The sequence below is a fragment of the Gottfriedia endophytica genome (assembly GCF_017814275.1).
GTDB lineage: Bacteria > Bacillota > Bacilli > Bacillales > Bacillaceae_G > Gottfriedia > Gottfriedia endophytica.
Genome location: NZ_JAGIYQ010000021.1, coordinates 1 through 21679, shown reverse-complemented (window position 1 = coordinate 21679; position 21679 = coordinate 1). Strand labels below are relative to the sequence as shown.

The 21679-nt window shown below is 35.0% G+C and carries 20 protein-coding genes and 2 tRNA genes; 21 read left to right on the top strand and 1 reads right to left on the bottom strand.

Annotation, left to right across the window (positions count from 1 at the left end; all coding sequences use genetic code 11):
• Positions 1-72: 72 nt before the first annotated feature.
• The 3 genes from J5Y03_RS19060 (at position 73) to J5Y03_RS19050 (ending at position 817) form a co-directional block, all read left to right on the top strand.
• Positions 73-528: a S1 domain-containing RNA-binding protein gene (locus J5Y03_RS19060; protein ID WP_209407587.1), complete on the top strand. Its 456-nt coding sequence runs from the start codon at positions 73-75 to the stop codon at positions 526-528.
• 129 nt (positions 529-657) lie between these two features.
• A tRNA-Met gene (locus tag J5Y03_RS19055) sits at positions 658-734 on the top strand.
• A gap of 11 nt (positions 735-745) precedes the next feature.
• A tRNA-Glu gene (locus J5Y03_RS19050) sits at positions 746-817 on the top strand.
• Positions 818-1154: 337 nt separating this feature from the next.
• Here the strand turns inward: J5Y03_RS19050 and J5Y03_RS19045 are convergent.
• The gene (locus tag J5Y03_RS19045; RefSeq protein WP_209407586.1) at positions 1155-1562 is read right to left on the bottom strand and encodes a VOC family protein; all 408 of its coding nucleotides are present in this window, start codon (positions 1560-1562) and stop codon (positions 1155-1157) included.
• Positions 1563-1880: 318 nt separating this feature from the next.
• On the opposite strand from J5Y03_RS19045, the gene spoIIE reads away from it, so the two are divergent.
• The 18 genes from spoIIE (at position 1881) to lysS (ending at position 20928) form a co-directional block, all read left to right on the top strand.
• Positions 1881-4355: a stage II sporulation protein E gene (gene spoIIE, locus J5Y03_RS19040; protein ID WP_209407585.1), complete on the top strand. Its 2475-nt coding sequence runs from the start codon at positions 1881-1883 to the stop codon at positions 4353-4355.
• A gap of 148 nt (positions 4356-4503) precedes the next feature.
• Positions 4504-5241, top strand: coding sequence for a VWA domain-containing protein (locus J5Y03_RS19035; RefSeq protein ID WP_209407584.1), 738 nt, complete (start codon positions 4504-4506; stop codon positions 5239-5241).
• Complete coding sequence (locus tag J5Y03_RS19030) at positions 5204-6208, top strand: protein kinase domain-containing protein (protein WP_245208975.1); 1005 nt, start codon at positions 5204-5206, stop codon at positions 6206-6208. The genes J5Y03_RS19035 and J5Y03_RS19030 overlap by 38 nt, the downstream gene beginning before the upstream one ends.
• 102 nt (positions 6209-6310) lie before the next feature.
• Complete coding sequence (tilS, locus tag J5Y03_RS19025) at positions 6311-7705, top strand: tRNA lysidine(34) synthetase TilS (RefSeq protein WP_245208974.1); 1395 nt, start codon at positions 6311-6313, stop codon at positions 7703-7705.
• A gap of 9 nt (positions 7706-7714) precedes the next feature.
• Entirely contained in the window at positions 7715-8254 is a 540-nt protein-coding gene (hpt, locus tag J5Y03_RS19020) for a hypoxanthine phosphoribosyltransferase (protein WP_209407583.1), read from the top strand.
• A gap of 80 nt (positions 8255-8334) precedes the next feature.
• Positions 8335-10248: an ATP-dependent zinc metalloprotease FtsH gene (gene ftsH, locus J5Y03_RS19015; protein WP_209407582.1), complete on the top strand. Its 1914-nt coding sequence runs from the start codon at positions 8335-8337 to the stop codon at positions 10246-10248.
• A gap of 483 nt (positions 10249-10731) precedes the next feature.
• Complete coding sequence (locus J5Y03_RS19010) at positions 10732-11496, top strand: type III pantothenate kinase (protein ID WP_209407581.1); 765 nt, start codon at positions 10732-10734, stop codon at positions 11494-11496.
• 14 nt (positions 11497-11510) lie between these two features.
• A complete protein-coding gene (hslO, locus tag J5Y03_RS19005) occupies positions 11511-12386 on the top strand; it encodes an Hsp33 family molecular chaperone HslO (protein WP_209407580.1) in 876 nt (291 codons plus the stop codon).
• Positions 12387-12530: 144 nt separating this feature from the next.
• Positions 12531-13451, top strand: a complete 921-nt coding sequence (cysK, locus tag J5Y03_RS19000; protein ID WP_209407579.1) for a cysteine synthase A — start codon at positions 12531-12533, stop codon at positions 13449-13451.
• A 112-nt stretch (positions 13452-13563) separates the two neighbouring features.
• On the top strand, positions 13564-14985 hold the full coding sequence (trpE, locus tag J5Y03_RS18995; RefSeq protein WP_209407578.1) for an anthranilate synthase component I: 1422 nt from the start codon (positions 13564-13566) through the stop codon (positions 14983-14985).
• Positions 14982-15569 carry an aminodeoxychorismate/anthranilate synthase component II gene (gene pabA / locus J5Y03_RS18990; protein WP_209407577.1) on the top strand — a complete coding sequence of 196 codons (588 nt, stop codon included), beginning with the start codon at positions 14982-14984 and terminating at the stop codon, positions 15567-15569. The genes trpE and pabA overlap by 4 nt, the downstream gene beginning before the upstream one ends.
• Positions 15566-16423: an aminodeoxychorismate lyase gene (pabC, locus tag J5Y03_RS18985; RefSeq protein ID WP_209407576.1), complete on the top strand. Its 858-nt coding sequence runs from the start codon at positions 15566-15568 to the stop codon at positions 16421-16423. Before pabA ends, pabC begins: the two co-directional genes overlap by 4 nt.
• A 14-nt stretch (positions 16424-16437) precedes the next feature.
• Complete coding sequence (gene folP, locus J5Y03_RS18980; protein ID WP_209407575.1) at positions 16438-17280, top strand: dihydropteroate synthase; 843 nt, start codon at positions 16438-16440, stop codon at positions 17278-17280.
• Complete coding sequence (folB, locus tag J5Y03_RS18975) at positions 17273-17635, top strand: dihydroneopterin aldolase (RefSeq protein ID WP_209407574.1); 363 nt, start codon at positions 17273-17275, stop codon at positions 17633-17635. The genes folP and folB overlap by 8 nt, the downstream gene beginning before the upstream one ends.
• Positions 17632-18132: a 2-amino-4-hydroxy-6-hydroxymethyldihydropteridine diphosphokinase gene (folK, locus tag J5Y03_RS18970; RefSeq protein ID WP_209407573.1), complete on the top strand. Its 501-nt coding sequence runs from the start codon at positions 17632-17634 to the stop codon at positions 18130-18132. Before folB ends, folK begins: the two co-directional genes overlap by 4 nt.
• Complete coding sequence (locus J5Y03_RS18965; RefSeq protein ID WP_209407572.1) at positions 18084-18284, top strand: helix-turn-helix domain-containing protein; 201 nt, start codon at positions 18084-18086, stop codon at positions 18282-18284. Before folK ends, J5Y03_RS18965 begins: the two co-directional genes overlap by 49 nt.
• Positions 18285-18315: 31 nt before the next feature.
• A complete protein-coding gene (gene dusB, locus J5Y03_RS18960) occupies positions 18316-19314 on the top strand; it encodes a tRNA dihydrouridine synthase DusB (protein WP_209407571.1) in 999 nt (332 codons plus the stop codon).
• Between the two features lie 132 nt (positions 19315-19446).
• Positions 19447-20928 carry a lysine--tRNA ligase gene (gene lysS, locus J5Y03_RS18955; protein WP_209407570.1) on the top strand — a complete coding sequence of 494 codons (1482 nt, stop codon included), beginning with the start codon at positions 19447-19449 and terminating at the stop codon, positions 20926-20928.
• Positions 20929-21679: the final 751 nt, after the last annotated feature.

Below are 21679 nucleotides of genomic sequence, written 5' to 3'. Positions count from 1 at the left end.
GACACTTGTTTTTATTATTTTATATAATATAGTAAATTCATTGATACATTTTTAAGGAGGAACAGTTTTTTTATGTCAATTGAGGTAGGCAGCAAAGTTAGTGGAAAAGTTACAGGTATTACAAATTTTGGTGCGTTCGTGGAACTTCCAGGAGGAGTAACTGGACTTGTACACATTAGTGAAGTAGCTGACAACTATGTGAAAGATATTAATGAGCATTTAAAAGTTGGCGATGAAGTTGAAGTAAAAGTTATTAACGTAGAAAAAGACGGGAAAATTGGATTATCTATTAAAAAAGCAAAAGATCGTCCACCTGTAGTAGAAGGAGAACAAAGACCGCAGCGTCCTAGTAGACCTTCTTTCAACCGTAACAAAGATCAAAACCGTAGAGATAGAGACCAACGTCCAGCGAAAGAATCATTCGATCAAAAGTTGAGTAAGTTTTTAAAAGATAGCGAAGATCGTCTTACTTCTCTGAAACGTAACACAGAATCAAAACGTGGTGGTCGTGGAGCTCGCCGAGGTTAATTAGCTGCCTTGTAAGGACATAAATCACTATATAGATAACGCACTCGAAAAAGAGTGCGTTTTTTGTTTTTATTGTGTTGACATTGGTAATTATGGATGATATTATAAATCTTGTCGTTTTAATAATATGGCGGTGTAGCTCAGCTGGCTAGAGCGTACGGTTCATACCCGTGAGGTCGTGGGTTCGACTCCCTCCGCCGCTACCATTTTATAAAACGGCCCGTTGGTCAAGCGGTTAAGACACCGCCCTTTCACGGCGGTAACACGGGTTCGAATCCCGTACGGGTCATAACGAAAAGCGGAAGCGGCTTGCTCACTTCCGAAAGACATTGGAGTAAAAAAACAAGAGAAGGGTGGTTTTTCCCTTCTCTTGTTTTTTTATGAAATGGCCGAGGAAGTAGCCGCTGAAGCTAGACAAAACGAAAAGCGGAAGTATCCCGCTTATCTCCGAAAGACATTGGAGCAAAAAACAAGAGAAGGGTGATTTTCCCCTTCTCTTTTTTGTTTATGAAATGTCGTTGAAGTTAGATAGCAAGAATTGCCGAAATAGAATAAAATTGCAAAAAACGCATGAGTAACAAATAGGATTTTTCGTTACTCATGCGTTTTATTAAATAGCAGACAAACTAGTCTCGATTACCGTCAACGCCACCAAAAGCAATACAATATCCATCAATATCTTTAATAGCAAATTCCTTCCATGGACCTCCACTTTCATCAATCCAGGGCTCTATAGCAATCGATACTTCCTTTGCCGTAAATTCTTGATAGAGGGCATCAAGAGCAGCCCAATTTTCAACATAACAATAAACATCAATGCCAACGTTTGACCCTTTTGATGGTTTGTTTGGGTTTACATCATCCGGTGAATTAGCTTGTAGAAGCTTAACTGCTAAACCAGTAAATCCATCTCGAATTGCCCACCATTCTGTAACTTCACAATTTAATTTTTCTTTATAAAATGTTTTTGAAGATTCAAGGTCTGAAACAAGTAAAACTGTTAGCGAACTGCTAATTTGCTTTGCTAGGCTCATGTTAAGCCCTCCTAATTTTTCTTAAATTGTTATATTCGCTGATTTATAGAAATCTCCTGGTTCAAAAATAGAGGCTTTAATAGGAAAACTTTTTTATTAAGTATGACTAGTATCGATAGACAAAATTTTTTAAACTCTGGTCATTTTTACTTAAACCGAGTATATCTGCAACCAGTTTTCCTCACATATTGTAAAAAAAGAAACGCTTTCATCTCAATCCGTCGAACAAAACTTAATTAGAAGGTTGTTATTTTGACATTTTTTCTTAAGGCCACAATGTAAAATATGGACAAATAATCTAATTAGGTGGTGTAAACAATGGCAAAGCTACAAAAAGTTGCTTCAAATGCTTCAACTGGACTTCGAGCGGTGAACGGTTTTCAGTCATTTTTACGACAAACCTCAAGAATAATTAAACCGAATGCAGAAAAGGTATTTTTTGATTGGGGATTACTTATTTTTTTAACCGGATTCCTGCTTGGCAGAGCATTTATTTTAGCAAAAATTCTTCCGTTTATTCTTCCGTTTTTTGCATCGGTCTATATGATGAAACGAGAAAGAACAGGCCTTGCCTTTATTTCACTAATGATTGGAGCAGTTACGGTTTCGATTGAAAATGTAAGTTATGCATTTAGTACGATTGTTTTGTTTTTTATATTCAATATCTTCTTTTCTAGAGTTAAGAGGCACCATATTGGACTTGTTCCTTTTCAAGTTTTTTTATCCGTATTCATTAGTCATTTAGGGATTGTCTATTTATATCAGCAACAGCTAATTATGTATGATGTGTTAATGGCTTCTGTTGAAGCGGGTTTAAGTTTTATTTTAACAATGATTTTTTTTCAGAGTGTCCCACTTTTATCAGTACCAAAAAGAAGGCAGCATTTGGGTGTTGAAGAGATTGTTTGCTTAATTATTTTGCTAGCTTCAATCGTAACAGGTACAACGGATTGGTATGTTAACAATATGTCAATCCAACACATTATTACGAGGTATATTGTCATCTTATTTGCATATGTTGCCGGGGGAACTGTTGGGTGTACGGTCGGCGTAGTAACAGGTCTAATTTTAAGTTTAGCGAGCGTTTCTAGCTTGTATCAAATGAGTTTATTAGCCTTTTCAGGATTATTAGGAGGTATGTTGAAAGAAGGAAGGAAGTTTGGTGCAGCAGCAGGTTTATTAATTGGAACGTGTTTAATTAGCTTTTATGTAGAGAAGCAAACAGACATCATCTTTTCGATTATTGAATCTGTTATTGCGATTGGTTTATTTTTATTAACACCTAGTATTCTTTTAAAACAATTAGCTAAAGTAGTGCCTGGTACAGATGAGTATTCTTCAGATCAACAGCAATACTTACGAAAAATTCGAGATTTAACGGCGAATCGAATTGTTCAGTTTTCTAATGTATTTGAAGCTTTATCTTCAAGCTTTTCCCAACCTAGTCAATACGCGAAAATGGAAGATGAATTGACAGATGAGGAATTATTTATCTGTAAAATTTCAAATAAATGCTGTAATAGCTGCTTAAAGAAAGATCATTGTTGGTCAAATCATGGTGAGAGAACATACAATTATATGGCCGAAATGATGGACCTTGTAGAAAGGGACAAGCTCATTAAAAATGGACAATTTATAAGAGATTGGGGGAAATATTGTCAGCGCTCGGTTAAAATGGCGGATTTGATGAAGGAAGAGGTATTTTATTTTAGAGCAAATCAGAGACTGAAAAAACAAGTACAAGAAAGCCGTCGTTTAGTTGCAGAACAATTACTTGGAGTTTCAAAGGTAATGGTTGATTTTGCTCAAGAAATTCAACGCGAAAAGGAAAATCATCAAATTCAAGAAGAACAAATATTACAAGCATTAATTAATTTTGGAATAGATGTCAATCAAGTAGAAATTTATAGCTTAGAACAAGGCAATATTGATATTGAAATCTTAATACCTTTTGAAAATGAATATGGGGAATGCCAAAAGTTAATCGGTCCTATTTTATCAGATATTCTAAAAGAAACTGTTGTTGTTTTAAAAGAAGAATCATCTAAAATTCCGAATGGTAATTATCTAGTTACATTTGGTTCAGATAAATCTTTTGTAATTGATACAGGCGTTGCAACGGCAGCTAAAGGCGGTGGTTTTATATCCGGGGATGCATTTAAGATTATGGATGTAGGTGCTGGAAAACACGCGATTGCAATTAGTGATGGAATGGGGAACGGTGAACGAGCTCACATAGAGAGTAACGAAACATTAAAATTACTTCAAAAAATCTTAAATTCGGGCATAGAGGAAACAGTTGCGATTAAATCAATCAATTCAATCCTTTCACTCAGAACGACTGAAGAGGTTTTTGCAACATTAGATTTGGCAATGATCGATTTGCATGATGCATCTGCTAAATTTCTAAAAATAGGCTCGGCGCCTAGTTTTGTAAAACGAGGACATCATGTATTTAAGGTTGAAGCGAGCAATTTACCGATAGGGATTATTGATGAATTTGAGGTAGAGGTCGTTAGTGAGCAGCTAAAAGCCGGTGATCTATTAATTATGATGAGTGATGGAATATTTGAAGGACCAAGAGAAGTTGAAAACTATGAAATGTGGATGAAACGTAAAATTGGAGAACTTGAAACAAATAATCCTCAAGAAGTAGCAGAGTTATTATTAGAAGAGGTTATTCGCACAAACATGGGAGACATAAATGATGATATGACAGTTGTAGTAGCGATGGTTAATCGGAATTTACCTGAATGGACCTCAATTCCAGCTTACAGTGTGATGGCACAGTAATTAATCCCGCTATTCGCGGACAGTGAGACCCCCACTGAAGGAAGTTTCACTTTATCATAAAATTGAACGGTAATGAAAAAACTAAAAGGTTTATCCCCTTCGATATTTGGTAACAATGGTAATAACTTTTATGCGGAGGGGAAAGTAAATGTATAAGGGAACACTGAAGCAAATTTTACTTATAACAGATGGATGTTCAAACCATGGTGAAGATCCAATTGCAATGTCAAGTTTAGCGAAAGAATATGGTATTACAGTTAATGTTATCGGTATATTAGATGAAAATTCTACGAATGAAAGTGGACTAAAAGAAATTGAAGGAATTTCACAGTCTGGAGGAGGGATCAGTCAGATTGTTTATGCGAAACAACTTTCCCAAACTGTTCAAATGGTTACACGTAAAGCGATGACTCAAACGATCCAAGGGTTTGTGAATAAGGAATTAAAACAAATACTAGGATCTGGAAATTCCATTGAGTCATTGCATCCTTCTAAACGTGAAGAAGTTTATGAAGTAGTAGAAGAAATTGGCGAAACGGTTCAGCTTGAGGTCATTGTCCTGGTGGACACAAGTGCGAGTATGAGAGATAAATTAAATACCGTAAAAGAATCGTTATTTGATTTGCAAATTAGTTTAAATGCTAGATCAGGAGAAAATGCTTTTTCATTGTTTGTATTTCCTGGGAAAAAGGGTGATGTCGAAAAATTATTAGACTGGACGCCAAAACTAGAAAAATTAAATACTATTTTTCCTAAACTAACAATGGGTGGCATGACGCCAACGGGACCAGCAATAAGAGAAGCTATTCATTACTTTAATGATAAAATGAATATAAGAGGTAACTCAAATGGTGATGACGAATTTACAGAACAATGGGCCGATTAGTTTAACTCCAGGCAGTAAAATTGTTGGTAAATGGAATAGAATACCTTATCAAATCAAATATATGCTTGGTTCAGGTGCAAATGGGACAGTCTATTTAGCTAGCTCTCAGAATGGTAATGTCGCAATAAAAATTAGTAAAGAGTCTACTAATATAACAAACGAAGTAAATGTTTTGAAGAAATTATCACAGGTCCAAGGGTCAATCCTAGGGCCTTCTTTTATCGATGTAGACGATTTTACTCATCCTTACACAAGAGAGCCTTTATATTTTTATGTAATGGACTATATTGAAGGGCAAAATGTATTTACATTTCTGCAGAAGAATGAATTGGAATGGAGTTGCGTCTTAATCGCACAACTTTTATCTAAGTTAGAACTGCTTCATGAACAAGGATATATTTTTGGAGATTTAAAGACAGACAATTTAATTGTAACAACAGGGCCTCATTCAATTCAGTGGATTGATGTTGGGGGTGTAACGCCGATTGGAAGAGCTGTAAAAGAGTTTACTGAGTTTTTTGATCGGGGATATTGGGAGCTTGGTACTCGAAAAGCGGAACCAACCTATGATCTTTTTGCTTGTGCAATGATCTTAATTCACCTTCACTGTAAAAAACAGTATACGAAAAATGGAAAAGGAATTAATCAATTAGAAGAGATTATCAATCAAAATAAATCTTTAACATTGTATAAGACAGTATTACTAAAGGCTCTAACAGGGAAGTACACTTCTGCAGTTCAGATGAAAAAGGATTTATTGATGTGTGAACAGAAAAGAGTAAGGAAGCAGCCTGTGCATTATCCACAAACCTCACAAAATAATAAAATAAAGCCCGCACAACATCCCCAATCAGCATCAAGAATCGCAAATAAGAAAAATAAGAAAAAACATTATTGGTTTGAGACGATCATATTAGTTTTACTAGCTGCACTTGGCTATGCATTGTATTTTTATTATCAACTATAATGATGGTACTTCTATTAGAGTGGTGGTAACATTAAGATAGATTTAAACACACATAAATAAACATAAACTGTATGAGTGTTCACTAAGTAGGAGTTTGGTAAGATGATTACAAAAAAACTAATAGAGTATATTCGTGAACAAGATATTAGAAAAAATACTATAGTTGTAGTAGGAGTTTCTGGTGGCCCAGATTCAATGGCGTTATTACAAGCACTATATTCTATACATAAAGAATACTCTTTTCACCTAATTGTAGCCCACGTTGATCATATGTTTCGAGGTCAGGAATCCTATGAAGATCTTTTATATGTATCTGAGTGGTGTCAGCAATATGCTATTCAATTTGAATCAACAAGAGTGAATGTACCTTCGTTCATGGAACAAAACCAACAAGGTAGTTCATTAGCCGCAAGAAATTGCCGATATGCATTTTTTGAAGAAGTTATGCAGAAGTACAATGCGGATTACTTGGCACTTGCACATCATGGTGATGATCAAATTGAGACCATATTAATGAGATTAGTTAGAGGTACATCTTCAAAAGGGATTGCAGGTATTCTACCGAAGCGCTTTTTTAGCTGTGGAGAAATTATTCGCCCTTTGTTAGCATTAACAAAAAAGGATTTAGAAGACTATTGTAAAGCACAAAATATAGTTCCTAGAATTGATCCTAGCAATGCGAAAAATACATATACAAGAAATCGATTTAGACATACTGTTTTACCTTTTATAAAAAATGAAAACCCTCTTGCTCATGAACGATTTAATGAATTCGGTATGCAACAAGTTGAAGATGAAGCATATTTAATGGAATTAACAAAGAATCATTTGAATAAAGTAATAAGAAATAAGGATAGTGGGACAATAATCATTGATATTTTACTCTTTCAATCTATGGCAATTTCTTTACAAAGAAGATGTATTCAACTAATATTAGAGTATATTTATAAAGAAATTCCATCTAATCTCTCTTCTTCCCATATTAGGAAAATTATAGGTATGGTTAAAGAAGGAAAAACAACTTGGAAACTTGATTTTCCAAAGGGGTTAAAAGTATATCGTTCTTATAATGATTTACTTTTTACTTTTGAGGAGAAAAAAGCACTACCTTATGAAATTCTTGTAGAAATTCCTTCTACTGTAGTCCTTCCAAATGGAATGTCCTTGAAAGTGAAGATAGAAGAGGAAAAAGTGGAATCTTCAAATGATACATTTTGTATTCCTTTAAAGAGCGTTTCTCTCCCTATTATTGTTCGGACAAGAAAAGATGGGGATCGGATGTCACTAAAGGGTATGAATGGCTCAAAAAAGATAAAAGATATATTTATTAATGAAAAAGTGCATCAATCGTTGCGAGATGAATGGCCAATTATTATTGATCAATCGGGTAATATTTTGTGGATTCCATTTGTGAAAAAATCTGCGTATGAACAACCTTGTCTAAGTCAAGATCATTCGCCGTTTCTTGTGATGAAAGTCATCTGTGATAGTTTTTAGGAGGATAAAATGAATCAAGACATTGAAAAAGTACTTATAAGCGAAGAAGAAATTCAAATGAAGGTAAAAGAACTTGGAAAAGTTCTAACGGAAGAGTATAAGGACCGTTTCCCGCTTGTAATTGGAGTGTTAAAAGGTGCATTGCCATTTATGGCCGATTTGATTAAGCAAATGGATACATATTTAGAAATGGATTTTATGGATGTTTCAAGTTATGGGAATAGTTTAGTGACAACTGGTGAAGTTAAAATTATTAAAGATTTAAATACATCAGTTGAAGGAAGAGATATTCTAATTTTAGAAGATATCATCGATAGTGGCTTAACTTTACATTATCTTGTAGAGTTATTTAAACATCGTAAGGCAAATTCCATTAAAATTGTTACATTATTAGATAAGCCAAGTGGTCGTAAGGCAAAGATTGAAGCAGACCATGTAGGGTTTATTGTACCTGATGCGTTTGTAGTTGGTTATGGTTTGGATTATTGCGAACGTTATCGAAATTTACCATATGTTGGCGTATTAAAACCTGAAGTTTATACGAAATAAGTCAAGTTTTATTCGTTTGTTTCAATTGATTAACTATGCTACTATAAAAAGTAGTTACAATGAAAGAGAGGAGGTTTGGAATGAATCGTATTTTCCGTAATGCCGTCTTTTACATATTGATCTTTCTAGTAGTAATTGGAGTGGTTACATACTTTAACGGAACAGATAATAAAGTAAAACCGATTAGTTATGATCAGTTTTACTCATCACTACAAAAGGGTGAAGTAAGTTCTGTTACTTTCCAGCCAAAAAATGGCGTTTATATTGTAAGTGGTAAATTTAAAACGGGTAAAGGTGAGTATTTCCAAACAAAAGCACCGATTGATGGTGTAACAACAGATATAGTAAATAAAGCGGCGACAGCTAGTAAAACAACTGTAAATTGGAATCCGCAAGAGCAAACTAGTGCGTGGGTTCAAATTATTACTTCGATTATTCCATTCGTCATCATTTTCATTCTGTTCTTCGTCTTAATGAATCAAGCACAGGGTGGCGGAAGTCGTGTAATGAATTTTGGTAAGAGTAAGGCACGTCTTTATAATGATGAGAAAAAGAAAGTTCGCTTTAAGGATGTAGCTGGAGCGGATGAAGAAAAACAAGAGCTTGTAGAAGTTGTTGAATTCTTGAAAGACCCTCGTAAGTTTGCTGAGCTAGGTGCTCGTATCCCTAAAGGGGTTCTATTAGTAGGACCTCCAGGTACAGGTAAAACATTATTAGCAAGAGCTGTTGCTGGTGAAGCGGGAGTTCCTTTCTTCTCAATCAGCGGTTCGGATTTTGTTGAAATGTTTGTTGGGGTCGGTGCATCTCGTGTACGTGACTTATTTGAAAATGCAAAGAAAAATGCTCCATGTATCATTTTCATTGATGAAATTGATGCAGTTGGTCGCCAACGTGGAGCCGGTTTAGGTGGAGGTCACGACGAACGTGAGCAAACACTTAACCAATTATTAGTAGAGATGGATGGTTTTGGTGCGAATGAAGGGATTATCATTATTGCTGCTACAAACCGAGCAGATGTATTAGATCCTGCATTATTACGTCCAGGACGTTTTGACCGTCAAATTACAGTTGACCGCCCAGATGTAAAAGGTCGCGAAGCTGTATTGAAAGTTCATTCTCGAAATAAACCATTATCACCAGAAGTGGACTTAAAGGCGATTGCCCAAAGAACTCCAGGATTTTCTGGTGCTGATTTAGAAAACTTATTAAACGAAGCTGCTCTTGTAGCTGCTCGTCAAAATAAGAAAAAAATTGATATGCTAGACCTTGACGAAGCTTCGGACCGTGTAATTGCAGGTCCAGCCAAGAAAAATAAAGTAATATCTAAGAAAGAACGTAATATTGTCGCGTTCCATGAAGCAGGTCACGTTGTAATTGGTCAAGTACTTGATGATGCTGAAGTAGTACATAAAGTAACAATCGTTCCGCGTGGGCAAGCTGGTGGTTATGCTGTAATGTTACCGAAAGAAGATCGTTACTTTATGACAAAACCAGAATTGCTTGATAAAATCACTGGTCTACTTGGTGGACGTGTAGCAGAAGAAGTTGTGTTTGGAGAAGTGAGCACAGGTGCTCATAATGATTTCCAACGTGCTACAGGGATTGCTCGTAAAATGGTAACTGAATTTGGTATGAGTGATAAGCTTGGACCACTTCAGTTTGGTCAATCTCAAGGAGGAAACGTATTCCTTGGTAGAGACTTTAACAATGAGCAAAACTACAGTGATAAAATTGCATATGAAATTGATCTTGAAATTCAAGCAATTATCAAAGAATGTTATGCAAAAGCAACAACGATTATTAAGGAACAGCGTGAAAAGCTAAATCTTATTGCAAATACTTTATTAGAGGTTGAAACATTAGATTCAAAAGGCATTAACAGCCTTTGGGATCAAGGGACACTTCCAACACCACCTGCTTCAAATGATGAAGTAAAAGTGAACATCACTAAGAAAAAAGATGATGAGTCAAGTGAGCCTATTCAACCTGAATAAATTTTAAATCTACTGTTTTAAACAATAAGTTTTGTATAGAGAGTGCCCTTTGTGGCACTCTTTTACTTTTTTTAACTTAGTGGTTCGACCATGGAATGACTTAATTTGTTTCTACAAAGAAAACTTTCTATTACTAATGAGGATACGTCTTATGATAAGATAGCTTTGGAGTCATACTAGGAAAAACAATATAATAAATAAAGGCTTTTTTAAAGATTGTTGCTTTTAGGTATTGTAATTAAAAGACAGAAGTTGATTGGAACGGAAGGTTGCCCAGGCTTCTGTGAGAGATGCGGGAAGGCTGAGACCCCGCAGGAGCGATAGCGACGAGGAGGCTCAGCTCACGCCCCAAGGAAAGCGAGCATCCTGGAGTGGAAATCAACTTACACATACTGAAATAGCAACAATTTATATGAAAATAGTCTAAATAAAAATAAATAAAGTACATAAAAGTAAAACATTAATCGAAGAGATGGTGAAAATATGTTATTTGTAATTGATGTAGGGAATACAAATACTGTATTAGGTGTTTATCAAAATGAAGAGCTTATACATCATTGGAGAATCGAAACGAATCGATACAAGACTGAAGATGAATATGGAATGGTGATTGGTTCACTTCTAAGCTATGCAGACATACAGTTTACAGATTTTACGGGTGTCATTATTTCTTCTGTGGTTCCGCCAATCATGTTTGCATTAGAACGCATGTCTACAAAGTATTTTAAGCAAAAACCATTAGTAGTAGGGCCTGGTATTAAGACTGGTTTAAATATCAAGTATGATAATCCAAAAGAAGTAGGCGCGGACCGAATTGTAAACGCAGTTGCTGGTATTGCACAATATGGAAGTCCTCTTATTATCGTTGATTTTGGGACAGCTACAACGTATTGCTATATTGATGAAAATAAAAATTATATCGGTGGTGCAATCGCTCCGGGAATAAATATTTCAACGGAAGCTTTATATACGAAAGCATCTAAGTTACCAAGAATAGAATTATCTACTCCAACAAATATTGTGGGACGAAATACGGTTGAAGCAATGCAAGTAGGAATTTTATATGGATATGTTGGTCAAGTTGAGGGTATCGTTAAGAGAATGAAAGAACAAGCTAAAAAAGAACCAACTGTCATTGCGACTGGTGGGCTAGCTTCTTTAATTTCTAAAGAATCGACAGTAATCGATGTGATTGATCCGTATTTAACACTAAAAGGTCTTCATTTAATTTATAAACGAAATAAATAAAAAGGAGAAATTCAATGAAAGATTATTTAATAAAAGCATTAGCATATAATGGTGAGGTTCGTGCTTATAGTGTATGTTCCACTAACCTGGTTAAAGAGGCACAAGAACGCCACGATACTTGGGCTAATGCTTCTGCGGCTTTAGGTCGTTCTTTAACAGCTGGAACTATGATGGGTGCAATGCTAAAAGGTAACCAAAAACTAACGATCAAAGTTGAAGGTAATGGCCCTTTAGGTTACATCTTAGTAGATGCTAATGCAAATGGTGAAGTAAAAGGCTATGTCGCTAACCCTCATGTTCAAACTGATTTAAATTCACGTGGGAAAATTGACGTTGCTCGTGCGGTAGGTACTGAAGGTTTTCTTTCCGTTGTTAAAGACATTGGGATGAGAGAGGCTTTTACAGGAAGTGTGCCTCTTGTATCAGGTGAATTAGGTGAAGATTTTACATATTATTTTGCAGTATCTGAACAAGTACCTTCTGCTGTTGGTGTAGGTGTACTTGTAAATCCGGATTTATCTATCCTTGCAAGTGGTGGATTTATTATTCAAATTATGCCAGACGCTAGTGAAGAAACAATTTCTGCAATAGAGAATAAGATTAATACCGTTAAACCAATTTCTACGTTAGTTCAAGAAGGTCTAACGCCTGAAGAGATTTTATTTGAAATTTTAGGAGAAGACAATGTAAAAATCCTAGAGAAAATGGACGTTACATTTAAATGCCATTGTTCACGCGACCGTATTGATGAAGCATTGATGAGTGTAGGTAAAAATGAATTGCAAGCAATTTTAGATGAAGATGGTAAAGCAGAGGTAAACTGTCATTTCTGTAATAAATCTTATCATTATGATGAAAAACAACTTCAAGAGTTAATTGATCAACTATAGAATTATTTCCTATAATTTTACATACTCCTAAACTTGCTTTAGTATTCTTATAAAGAGGTAATAGAAAACATTTGACAGAATCTTTTTAATTCAAGATAATGTTTATTAAACAGGTAAATATACTAGGGATTAGGAGTGAGCTTAATGAAAGTAGCAAATTCGATTTATGAATTAATCGGTCAAACTCCAATTGTTAAATTAAACAGATTAGTAGATGAAAATAGTGCCGACGTTTATCTAAAATTAGAGTTTATGAATCCAGGTAGTAGTGTAAAGGATCGCATAGCTTTATCGATGATTGAAGACTCTGAGCGTAAAGGATTATTGAAAAAAGGCGATACAATTATTGAACCAACCAGTGGAAACACAGGAATTGGATTAGCAATGGTTGCTGCGTCAAAAGGCTATAAGGCAATTCTTGTTATGCCGGAAACAATGAGTATAGAGCGCCGAAACTTATTGCGTGCATATGGTGCAGAGCTTGTGTTAACTCCAGGACCAGAAGGAATGGGCGGAGCAATCCGTAAAGCAGAGGAATTAGCGAAAGAACACGGTTATATCATGCCTCAACAATTTAAGAATGTATCAAACCCCGAGATTCACAAGTTAACGACTGGACCAGAAATCGTTGATCAAATGGGCGATCAATTAGATGCGTTTATTGCAGGGGTTGGTACTGGCGGAACAATTACAGGTGCAGGGTCAGTTTTAAAAGAAGCATATCCTTCGATTCAAATTTATGCTGTTGAACCTGAAGATTCACCTGTATTATCGGGCGGGAAACCAGGTCCACATAAAATCCAAGGAATTGGTGCAGGATTTGTCCCTGAAATTTTAGATACAACTATTTATGATGACATTATTCAAGTTAAAAATGACGTTGCGATGGACACTGCAAGAACAGTAGCAAGAGAAGAAGGGATCCTAGTTGGTATTTCTTCTGGAGCCGCTATAAATGCTGCATTACAAGTTGCTAAAAAACTTGGTAAAGGTAAAAAAGTACTTGCGATTATTCCTAGTAATGGAGAGCGTTATTTAAGTACACCGTTATTTCAATTTGAATAAATTAGATTCCCTTGTTACCTAGTGACAAGGGTTTTTTATTACCTTATTAATGAATAAGACCTATTTTTTGTGTAAAATGAAAATGAAATCTAATTTTTAGGGGGATTATTTTTTGAAAAAACATATCGTAACTAAGCAAATCCCATATACAAAAGATTTTTTTAATCATTTTTCCAATTATGCATTAGAAGAAAAAGAGGCAGTGTTATTAGAAAGTGGACGGGATGGCCGCTATTCAATTATTGCAAAAAATCCAATCGCGAAATTACGTGGTAAAAACAATGTATTAACAATAGAAGATGAAAAAGGAAAACGAGAAATCACTGGAAATCCGATTGATTTAGCAAAAGATTATATAAGTCAGTTTACAGTGGAAAAAGATGCTGAATTACCTCCGTTTCAAGGTGGAGCAATTGGGTATTTTACATATGACTGCAATCATTACATTGAAAACTTACCAAACATGACAGAGGATTTATACAATATTCCAGATGTTTATTTACTTGTTTTTGATGAAGTAGTTATTTTTGATCACGAACAAGATATTCTTCATTTTATTGTGTTAGTTGATCAAGAAGATCAGCTTGAGGTTGCAAATCAAAAGTTAGAAGAGTTTGCTGATTTTTGGAATAAAAAACAAACCGAACCTTCATATCCTGAAATAAATAGAGATATGCAACAAAACCAGAAAGTTCATATGTCTGAAGAAAACTTTATTGATGCAGTAGAAAAGGTGAAAGAATATATTGTAGCCGGTGATGTATTTCAAGTAAATTTATCTGTTCTACAGTCGCAGCCTATACAAACACATCCATTACACATTTATGAACAGTTACGTAAAATTAATCCATCACCATATATGTCTTACTTAGAATTAGGTGATTTTCAGATCGTAAGTTGTTCGCCAGAGCTGCTAGTTGCTAAGCGTGACGATGAAGTATGGACAAGGCCTATCGCAGGTACTAGATCTAGAGGAAAAACACCTGAAGAGGATCAAATGTTAATGACTGAGCTTCGTTCAAATGAGAAAGAACAAGCTGAACACATCATGTTAGTCGATTTAGAACGAAACGACTTAGGGAAAGTATGTGAGTTTGGGACTGTAGAAGTAAATGAGTTATTAGCGATCGAAAAATACTCTCATGTTATGCATTTAGTGTCTAACGTTAGAGGAAAGCTAAAAAAGGAATATGATAGTTTTGATTTGTTGAAAGCAGGATTCCCAGGTGGCACAATAACAGGCGCTCCAAAAATTCGTACAATGGAAATTATTGAAGAATTAGAACCATATAAACGTGGTATTTATACTGGTTCGATTGGATGGATTAGTTATACAGGAGATATGGAAATGAACATCGCTATTCGTACAATGGTGACAAAAGATCAAACAGCATATGTACAAGCTGGCGCAGGGATAGTGATTGATTCCAATCCTAAAAATGAATATCTAGAAAGTCTAAAAAAAGCGAAGGCTTTATGGGCTTCTAAAAAACAAAGTGAAGACCTTTTACTAAATGGTGGTGAAAATAAATGATTCTAATGATTGATAATTATGATTCGTTTACATATAACATTGTTCAATATTTAGGCGAGTTAGGAGAAGAATTAGTAGTTCGTCGAAATGACGAAATTACGATTCAAGAAATAGAAGAACTAAAACCAAGTTATTTAGTGATCTCACCAGGTCCTTGTACACCGAATGAAGCTGGTATTAGTCTTGAAGCAATTCGATATTTTGCGGGTAAGATTCCGATTTTAGGTGTATGTTTAGGACATCAATCGATTGGGCAAGTATTTGGTGGCGAGGTAGTAAGAGCTGAAAGATTAATGCATGGAAAAACATCGACAATCTTTCATGAAGAGCAAGGGATGTTTCAAGGTCTACCATCACCGATTGAAGTCACTCGCTATCATTCATTAATTGTCAAAAATGATCAATTACCGGATGAACTAATGGTTACTGCATGGACAGCAGAAAATGAAATTATGGCGATTAAACATAAAACGTTATCGGTTGAGGGTGTTCAATTTCATCCAGAATCAATCATGTCTCAATTTGGGAAAGAAATGCTAAGAAATTTCTTGAAAAATAATCAACGTGAAGGAATAAAAAAATGATTCTTTACTATAACGGTGAATATGTTTCTGGAGAAGATTTACGTATTTCTCCTTTTGATCATGGCTTTTTGTACGGTTTAGGTTTATTCGAAACATTTAGGGTGTATAATAAGCACCCTTTTTTGTTGGATGATCATCTAAACAGATTAAGAAGGTCATTAGAAGAATGTCAAATACAATGGAAGATGACAAATAGCGAGGTATTTGATGTCTTACAGGAGTTACTGGATAGAAATAATCTTCAAAATGGCTATATACGCTTGAATGTTTCTGCGGGTGTTGGTCATATTGGATTACAAACTGAACCTTACAGCAAACCAAACACGATATTCTTTATAAAAGAAATGCCAGAAACCACTATTGGTGAGAAAATAGGCGTTTTACTTTCGACTCCAAGAAATACACCAGAAGGTAATGTGAGATTGAAATCACATCATTACTTAAACAATGTTATTGGAAAAAGGGAAGTTGGAGACTCTGCATTTAAAGAAGGTTTATTTCTAACAAAAGATGGTCATCTTGCAGAAGGTGTAGTTTCGAATTTATTTTTCTTAAAAGGTGATAAACTTTATACACCGTCACTTCAGACAGGTGTTCTTAATGGAGTAACTAGGCAGTTTGTATTGAATTGGTGTACCTTAAATAAGGTTCAATATGAAGAAGGTTTGTATACAGTGGATGATCTGTTAAGTAGTGATGAAGTATTTGTAACAAATTCGATTCAAGAAATTGTACCAATTTCATCAGTCGAAAACGTCCATTTTAAAGGGAAGAGCGGAGAGTTTGTCAAGACTCTGCAATTAGCCTATAAAAGTTATACGTCTAAGTTGTTTAGTATGAGTGAGTTAAAGTAAGGAGTGATCTTTAGATGGCGCGAGCTAAAAAACCATTAAAATTTGGAAAATACGAATTACCTATTCACGAAGAAACAATTGTGATGGGGATCGTAAATATTACACCAGACTCTTTTTCAGACGGTGGAAAATACAATAATGTTGAAGCAGCCGTTCGTCATGCAAAGCAATTGGTTGCAGATGGTGCGAAAATAATTGATATAGGGGGAGAATCAACTCGCCCAGGTTTTATAAAAGTGGAAGTTGAAGATGAAATCAACCGAGTTGTTCCAATTATCGAAGCTCTTTCATCGGAGATTGATATCCCTATTTCGATTGATACATATAAGTCAGAAGTTGCTGAGGCAGCTATAAAAGCTGGAGCATCAATTATTAATGATGTTTGGGGTGCGAAGTTTGATCCGAAAATTGCTGACGTAGCAGCTAAATACGAAGTGCCAATTATTATAATGCATAATCGCAATAATCGAAATTACTACGATTTAATGAGTGATATAGTCTTAGATTTAGCTGAAAGTATTCAAATTGCTAAAAAAGCTGGAGTAAGGGATGATCTGATCATTTTAGATCCGGGAATCGGTTTTGCAAAAACACCGGAACAGAATCTTAAAGTAATGAACGCGTTAGATCAGATTAAAGCTTTAAATTATCCTTTACTATTAGGAACATCTAAAAAGTCGTTTATCGGAGAAGTGTTAGGAACTGAAGTAAATGAGCGTTTAGAAGGAACAGGAGCAACTGTTTGTCTTGGAATTACTAAAGGTTGTGAAATTGTTCGTGTTCATGATGTATTACCGATCTTAAGAATGACAAAAATGATGGATGCTATGCTAGGGGTAGGGCCGGATAATGGATAAAATTTATGTAAATGATATGCGATTTTATGGATACCATGGTGTATTTGAAGAAGAAAAAGTATTAGGTCAACGGTTTAATGTGAACCTAATGGTTGAATTAGATTTAAAAGAAGCAGGAGAAACAGATGATTTGTCGTATTCTGTTAGTTATGCAGATTTATATTCAGAATGTGAAAAAATTGTCCAAGGAAAGCCGTATGATTTAGTAGAAGCTGTTGCTGAAGCAATTGCATCAACCATTTTAGAAAAGTTTGAACGAATTTTATCATGTACTGTTACTGTAATTAAACCAGACCCGCCAATCCGTGGTCATTATCATTCAGTAGCAGTAGAAATTAAAAGGGAACGAAAATGAAATCAATTGTTTATATTAGTTTAGGTACAAATATGGGAGATCGAGAAAACTTTTTAATGGAAGCTATTGAAGAACTCAATCTACACCCTTCCATTCAGCTTCAATCTGTTTCATCAATTTATGAAACGGATCCAGTAGGATATGTCGATCAACCAAATTTTTTAAATTTAGTAGTTAAAATTATTACCAATTTATCTCCACAAGAACTGCTAGAAGTAACACAATCTATTGAGAATCATCTTGGAAGAAAAAGAGAAGTAAGATGGGGTCCAAGAACAATAGACCTTGACATTTTACTTTATAATCAAGAAAATATAGAAACAGACCAACTTAGAATTCCTCACCCTAGAATGTTTGAAAGAAGCTTTGTTTTAATACCTTTAAAAGAAATTAACTCTCAATTTGAGGTTGAAAATAACAATTTGTTAGAAGATAAAGGGGTACGTTTATGGAAGCGGAAAAATGGGGGAGAAGAATTCGAGCGTTTCGAAAGTTAAAAGGTTTTACTCAGGAAGGTTTTGCGAAAATATTAGGCGTATCTGTTTCAGTACTTGGTGAAGTTGAAAGAGGAAATAGAATGCCAACTGAGCAATTCTTACATGACTGCGCAAAACAGTTAAATATAAGTTTAGAAGAATTAACAATATAATGTAATAGAAAGCACGGAAGGAGGAGGGGATGTGCTTAAAATTGGTAACATCGAGATGAAGAATCCCGTCATTTTAGCACCTATGGCAGGTGTGTGTAACTCTGCCTTTCGTTTAACAGTAAAAGAATTCGGTGCTGGTTTAGTATATGCAGAAATGATCAGTGATAAAGCGCTATTGACTAAAAATAAAAGAACAATGGACATGTTATATATGGATGACCGTGAAAAACCACTTAGTTTGCAAATTTTTGGTGGTGAAAAAGAATCATTAGTTGAAGCTGCTAAATATGTTGATCAAAATACAAATGCAGACATCATCGATATTAATATGGGTTGTCCAGTACCGAAAATTACAAAAGCAGATGCTGGAGCAAAATGGTTATTAGATCCAAATAAAGTTAATGAGATGGTTGCAGCGGTTGTACAAAACGTTAGTAAACCTGTATCTGTAAAAATGCGACTTGGTTGGGACGATGATCATATTTATGTTCTTGATAACGCGAAAGCTGTTGAAGCTGCTGGAGCAAAAGCTGTAGCGATCCATGGTCGAACGCGTTATCAAATGTACGAAGGTAAATCTGATTGGAGTTACATTAAAGCTGCAAAAGAAGTTGTTTCGATCCCTGTTATTGGTAACGGTGATGTAGAAACACCACAAGATGCAAAACGTATGTTAGACGAAACGGGTTGTGATGGTGTAATGATTGGACGAGCTGCACTAGGTAATCCGTGGATGATTTATCGTACTGTAAATTATTTAGATTCTGGTATTCTATTGCCTGAACCATCTCCACGTGAAAAAATTGACGTATGTATTTTACACATGGATCGTTTAATTGATCTGAAAAATGAACATGTAGCGGTTATGGAAATGAGAAAGCATGCGGCGTGGTATCTAAAAGGTATTAAGGGTAACTCAGTAGTTCGTAATAAGATTAATGAAATGAATACTCGCTCAGAACTTGTTGAACTTTTAACAAGCTATTTAGATGACGTGGAAGCAAAAATGAATGCAACTCAAGTGTTGTAAGTTTGACAGTTAACACTTGACAAAATATAATATTATGTAGTAAGAAAAACTGCCAGTCTTAGCTGGCAGTTTTTCTATATAGCAGATGATGGTATACTAATACTTATTGAATAAATACGTGGAGATGAGATTATGAGTCACGAAGAATTAAATGACCAAGCCCTTGTACGTAGGGAAAAACTGAAAGCTTTAGAAGAAAAAGGTATCGATCCATTCGGTAAAAAGTTTGTCCGTACTCATTCTTCTAGTGAATTAATTGCACAATTTGATCAATACTCAAAAGAAGAATTAGAAGAAAAAGAAATTGAAGTGTCATATGCTGGTCGAGTAATGACAAAACGTGGTAAAGGTAAAGCTGGATTTGCTCATGTTCAAGATTTAAATGGACAAGTCCAAATCTATGTACGTAAAGATGCTATCGGTGAAGATGCGTATGAAATTTTTAACTTAACTGACCTTGGCGATTTAGTAGGGGTTAAAGGAACAGTTTTTAAAACAAATGTTGGTGAGTTATCTATTAAAGTTAAGGAATACACTTTCCTAACGAAAGCATTATTACCACTTCCAGATAAATTCCATGGTCTACAAGATGTAGAACAACGTTACCGTCAACGTTACTTAGATTTAATGGATATGGAAAGCCGTCAAACATTTATCTCTCGTAGTAAAATTATTCAATCTATGAGACGTTACTTAGATGGTCAAGGATACTTAGAAGTAGAAACACCAATGTTACATGCAATCGCAGGTGGTGCTTCGGCTCGCCCATTTATTACGCATCATAATGCACTTGATATGGAACTTTTTATGCGTATTGCAATTGAGCTTCATTTAAAACGCCTTATTGTTGGTGGGTTAGAAAAAGTATACGAAATCGGTCGTGTATTCCGTAATGAAGGGATTTCAACTCGACATAATCCTGAATTTACTATGATTGAGTTATACGAAGCGTATGCTGATTACCAAGATATTATGGAACTAACAGAAAACTTAATTGCTCATATCGCTAAAGAAGTATTAGGAACTACTACAATTCCGTATGGTGAATACGAAGTGAATCTAGAACCTAAATGGACAAGACTTCATATGGTCGATGCAATTAAAGAAGCTTGTGGCGTAGATTTCTGGCCTGAAATGACTGTAGAACAAGCTAGAGAATATGCAAAGCAACAAAACGTTGAAATTAACAACAATATGTCAGTTGGTCATATTATTAATGAATTCTTTGAACAAAAAGTTGAGGAAACATTAATTCAACCTACATTTATTTATGGACATCCTGTTGAGATTTCTCCACTTGCTAAGAAAAACGATCAAGATCCTCGTTTCACAGATCGTTTTGAGCTATTTATCGTAGCTCGTGAGCATGCGAATGCTTTCACAGAGTTAAACGATCCAATTGACCAAAAACAACGTTTCTTAGATCAATTAAAAGAACGTGAATTAGGTAATGATGAAGCTCATATGATGGATGATGATTATATTGAAGCTTTAGAACATGGTATGCCACCTACTGGAGGACTTGGAATTGGTATTGACCGATTAGTTATGCTATTAACTAATTCACCTTCAATTCGCGACGTACTATTATTCCCATTAATGAGACATAAATAAGATATTCTTTTAAAAATAGAGGTTAACCTTAAGTACTTAAATGGTACTTGTAGGTTAACCTTTTTTGTTGAATAAAGATGGGTGGTGAGAATTTTTGGAACAATAATAAGTTTTAATGATTGGTATTATTGTGTTTAAAATGGCTCTTTTCTAAAAGATTGTTGTTCAAAAAGATTTAGATATAGGAAACTGTTGATCAAGAAGTTGTTTGGAGCGGTAGGTAGGAGACTACTGTGAGGGTCAGCAGGATAGGTGAGAGATCGTAGGCGAGATGACGCCGAGGATGCTAAACATTCGCACCACAGAAGGTGAGCTCTTGGAATGGGAATTAACTAGCGACAAAATATATGAAATAGGCTTTAAAATAAATGGGGATATTACATAGAAAAACTTGATTTCTGATAAGAGAATTTGGTTGTTAAATTGTATGTAAATGATATATTAGAAAAGAATTTTTTAGTTTTATAAAAAATAATAAAATAACACTTGCACAACGCTTAATCGCGTGATATACTCATTTTTGTTGTCACAAGAAAAGAACAACGACGACAAAAAATATTTTAAAAAAGTTATTGACTTAAATAACTTTAGTATGATAAGATGTTTAAGTCGCTTCAGGGCGACGGAGTGAACTTTGAAAACTAAACAAAACATGAAGTAAACGTCAATTATTAGTTTTAGAGCACAGATAAACAATCTATTATGGAGAGTTTGATCCTGGCTCAGGACGAACGCTGGCGGCGTGCCTAAT

Bases quoted from the DNA above. Each gene is read 5' to 3' on its own strand.
- hslO (WP_209407580.1), top strand. From the start codon at position 11,511: ATGAAAGATTATTTAATAAAAGCATTAGCATATAATGGTGAGGTTCGT.
- pabC (WP_209407576.1), top strand. From the start codon at position 15,566: ATGATTCTTTACTATAACGGTGAATATGTTTCTGGAGAAGATTTACGT.
- ftsH (WP_209407582.1), top strand. From the start codon at position 8,335: ATGAATCGTATTTTCCGTAATGCCGTCTTTTACATATTGATCTTTCTA.
- folK (WP_209407573.1), top strand. From the start codon at position 17,632: ATGAAATCAATTGTTTATATTAGTTTAGGTACAAATATGGGAGATCGA.
- J5Y03_RS19030 (WP_245208975.1), top strand. From the start codon at position 5,204: ATGGTGATGACGAATTTACAGAACAATGGGCCGATTAGTTTAACTCCA.
- cysK (WP_209407579.1), top strand. From the start codon at position 12,531: ATGAAAGTAGCAAATTCGATTTATGAATTAATCGGTCAAACTCCAATT.
- folP (WP_209407575.1), top strand. From the start codon at position 16,438: ATGGCGCGAGCTAAAAAACCATTAAAATTTGGAAAATACGAATTACCT.
- tilS (WP_245208974.1), top strand. From the start codon at position 6,311: ATGATTACAAAAAAACTAATAGAGTATATTCGTGAACAAGATATTAGA.
- J5Y03_RS19060 (WP_209407587.1), top strand. From the start codon at position 73: ATGTCAATTGAGGTAGGCAGCAAAGTTAGTGGAAAAGTTACAGGTATT.
- spoIIE (WP_209407585.1), top strand. From the start codon at position 1,881: ATGGCAAAGCTACAAAAAGTTGCTTCAAATGCTTCAACTGGACTTCGA.
- J5Y03_RS19045 (WP_209407586.1), bottom strand. From the start codon at position 1,562: ATGAGCCTAGCAAAGCAAATTAGCAGTTCGCTAACAGTTTTACTTGTT.
- pabA (WP_209407577.1), top strand. From the start codon at position 14,982: ATGATTCTAATGATTGATAATTATGATTCGTTTACATATAACATTGTT.
- J5Y03_RS18965 (WP_209407572.1), top strand. From the start codon at position 18,084: ATGGAAGCGGAAAAATGGGGGAGAAGAATTCGAGCGTTTCGAAAGTTA.
- J5Y03_RS19010 (WP_209407581.1), top strand. From the start codon at position 10,732: ATGTTATTTGTAATTGATGTAGGGAATACAAATACTGTATTAGGTGTT.
- hpt (WP_209407583.1), top strand. From the start codon at position 7,715: ATGAATCAAGACATTGAAAAAGTACTTATAAGCGAAGAAGAAATTCAA.
- J5Y03_RS19035 (WP_209407584.1), top strand. From the start codon at position 4,504: ATGTATAAGGGAACACTGAAGCAAATTTTACTTATAACAGATGGATGT.
- lysS (WP_209407570.1), top strand. From the start codon at position 19,447: ATGAGTCACGAAGAATTAAATGACCAAGCCCTTGTACGTAGGGAAAAA.
- folB (WP_209407574.1), top strand. From the start codon at position 17,273: ATGGATAAAATTTATGTAAATGATATGCGATTTTATGGATACCATGGT.